Below are 275 nucleotides of genomic sequence, written 5' to 3'. Positions count from 1 at the left end.
TACTAATTCGAAATAAAGTAAGCGAACATTACCCGGAGATATAAGCCAAATCCGGATGGCCAAAAAACGATTTCAATAGTCGTGGCAATTTTTGCAAACGTCGAAGCTGCCGGTAAACAGTGCTCCGAAGTTGTTCTTTGCTGTTAATGATCTTTTTACCGACGTGATGGTATTTGATATAGCCCCAAACAGACTCGTCAGGATTCAGCTCCGGCGAGTACGGCGGCAGGAAGAACAACCTGAGCTTGCCGTCGAGACTCTCAACATAGTCTCGA

1 protein-coding gene is annotated in these 275 nt (G+C 45.5%); it reads right to left on the bottom strand.

Annotated elements, in window-relative coordinates:
• Positions 1 to 28: 28 nt before the first annotated feature.
• On the bottom strand, positions 29 to 275 hold a 247-nt coding region (locus Q668_RS12895), incomplete at its 5' end, for a transposase (RefSeq protein WP_022990029.1).

This window comes from Marinobacter sp. ES-1 (genome assembly GCF_000475255.1).
Lineage (GTDB): Bacteria > Pseudomonadota > Gammaproteobacteria > Pseudomonadales > Oleiphilaceae > Marinobacter > Marinobacter vinifirmus.
The sequence above is the reverse complement of the archived record's forward strand: the minus strand, read 5'-3'. Positions and strand labels throughout refer to the sequence as shown.